We start from the raw sequence: 2,334 nt of genomic DNA on the forward strand, positions 1-2,334 counted from the left end.
ATAAATATTCCACAAAACCTAGAAAAGCAAGTGCTCTTCGAAATGTCTTTTTACTTTTCCCCAATCTTCTTTTATGACACTATAAAGGACAGTATGGCGAATAGTCCCTTCCTTTCGTATCATATGATTTCGAAGGACGCCTTCTTTTACCGCACCGATCCGTTGGATTGCTTTTTGTGAACGGAAATTTTCATGTCCGGTTTTAATTTGTACGCGATTCAGGGACAGTTCTTCAAAACAGTAGGTTAATAATAAATATTTACAGTTTGAATTAATATTCGTGCGCCAATAAAGAGGGTTCATCCATGTTGAGCCGATTTCGAGCCGTTTATTAGGGATTGAAATATCGAGAAACCAGGTTGCACCGATGATATTCCCTGTTTTCTTATCGATAGTGACAAAAGCAAAATCGGCGCCCTGCTCACGTTTTTGTATCGCATCTTTGACATAGTGAATGACCCTGCTTTTCTCTGTTAAATCAACAGACATATGCTCCCATATGCGTTTATCCTGAGCTGCTTCATAAATTCCTTCAACATGCTCAAGTTCCATGGGAATCAACTGCACAACATTGTTTTCTAATTTTTGCATGCTATCACTCTCCTTGAATCAATTAAAACCGAATTCTGGTATGATAAAAATAACCAAAAATGAATTTTAATATAATACCAGGGAATGATTCGATGGAATTTCAAATTCTGCTTTCGGAAAATGGAATAAAGTACAAAGAAATTTATGAACAAATTCGGCTGGCGATTTTAGAGAAAAAATTGTCAGCTCATTCAAGACTTCCTGCAAAGCGGCGGCTGGCTGAACAATTAAACGTAAGCATCATAACTGTTCAGATGGCTTATGAACAGTTGCAGAGTGAAGGGTATTGTTATTCAGCACAACGCAGAGGCTATTTTGTTTCTGAAATTCAGGATGAATGGCACTATAGTCAGATTAATACAACGGACTTGGAGAAAAGAGTTCAGAATGAGTTTCTCATTAATTTTAAAAATGGGCAGATCGATGCCTCTGCCTTCCCCTATAAACATTGGAACCGATTATACAGAAAAGAGCTTAATGAATCTAATGCCAGCAATGCACCGTGGCAGGGCGAATATTCTTTGCGTGTTCAAATTGCACTATACTTACAGCAAGCTAGAGGGCTGGCCTGCCAGCCGGAGCAAGTGTATATTTTTAGCGGATTTCAGCAGCTGCTGCTAAATGTCTGTTTGTTTTTTAAACAGAAAGCGATCGGAATAGAAGATCCAGGTTTTATTCGGGCAAGATCTGTTTTTGATCAATTACAGCTGCCTTGTTATCCTATTTCTGTGGATGAGGAAGGATGCTGTGTGCCTGATGAGCCAATAAAATTATTATATACGACACCTGCTCATCAATACCCTACCGGTACAATTATGTCTATTGCCAGAAGGGTTGAACTGTTAAATTGGGCAATTAAGCAGGATGCTTTCATTATCGAGGATGACTATGATTCTGAATTTCGCTACAAAGGGGCACCAATCCCAGCATTATCACATATGGATTCCACCGGGCGGGTACTGTATTTCGGCACCTTTTCAAAAACATTGCTGCCATCACTTCGGATTAGCTATCTGATTATGCCAGCAGCACTGCAGCAAGACTTTGAAAAATTTAATGCTTATCAAAAGTCGACTGTTTCAAGAATCGATCAGCGAGCTGCTGCAAAATTTATGGAAGAAAGACTTTATTCATCTCATATAGCAAAAATGAGAACGCTATATCGTGCTAAGCGGAGCTGTTTAATAGAAAGCCTGTCAAAACATTTAGGAGAACACTTTGACATAATTGGAGATACAGCGGGCTTGCATATCATCGTGACATTACCGGAAGGATTGGATGAATCTAAAGCAATTGAACTGGCAAAGTCGGCGAGAGTTGAAATCGATGCTGTTTCGCCTATGTATCAGCTTCACAAGCCTAACAATCATGTGATGATCGGATATGGCGCACCCTCGATGGACGAGATTGAGAGAGGAGTCCAATTACTGGCTAATGCTTGGAAAAGTTATCTAAGCAAATAAGCAAGCCATATATTCAATCATTTAAAAGAGCGCTTATCTTACAGGATAACGCTCTTTTGCTGAAGCGGTAAACAGCACATCTTTTCCTTTACAGCAACCAAAAAATCAAACATATTCATCCCCTGGATTTGCTGGAATTTATAAAAGTCTTGATTATAGTACATATGAATATGCTTCCCGGTGATTCCCCTTTTTTCTTCAATGGAAGTAATATTGCTATACACAAATTCTTCAACTAATTCCTTGTTTGTATCTGATACCGGGATTCCATAGAATATCT

Annotated in this window: 2 protein-coding genes and 1 pseudogene; 1 reads left to right on the forward strand and 2 read right to left on the reverse strand. The window is 38.9% G+C overall.

From position 1 onward, the window contains the following. Positions 1-18: 18 nt before the first annotated feature. Positions 19-591, reverse strand: a complete 573-nt coding sequence (locus BFI01S_RS21600) for a GNAT family N-acetyltransferase (RefSeq protein WP_061794406.1) — start codon at positions 589-591, stop codon at positions 19-21. A 92-nt stretch (positions 592-683) separates the two neighbouring features. Here BFI01S_RS21600 and pdxR point away from each other — a divergent pair, with 92 nt between their 5' ends. After that, complete coding sequence (pdxR, locus tag BFI01S_RS21605; protein WP_061794407.1) at positions 684-2,054, forward strand: MocR-like pyridoxine biosynthesis transcription factor PdxR; 1,371 nt, start codon at positions 684-686, stop codon at positions 2,052-2,054. A gap of 38 nt (positions 2,055-2,092) precedes the next feature. Here pdxR and BFI01S_RS21610 read toward each other — a convergent pair. Then, positions 2,093-2,334 (reverse strand): annotated as a pseudogene (locus tag BFI01S_RS21610) (PH domain-containing protein); the annotation flags it as partial.

The sequence above is a fragment of the Cytobacillus firmus NBRC 15306 genome, assembly GCF_001591465.1.
In the GTDB taxonomy this organism is placed as follows: Bacteria; Bacillota; Bacilli; order Bacillales; family Cytobacillaceae; genus Cytobacillus; species Cytobacillus firmus.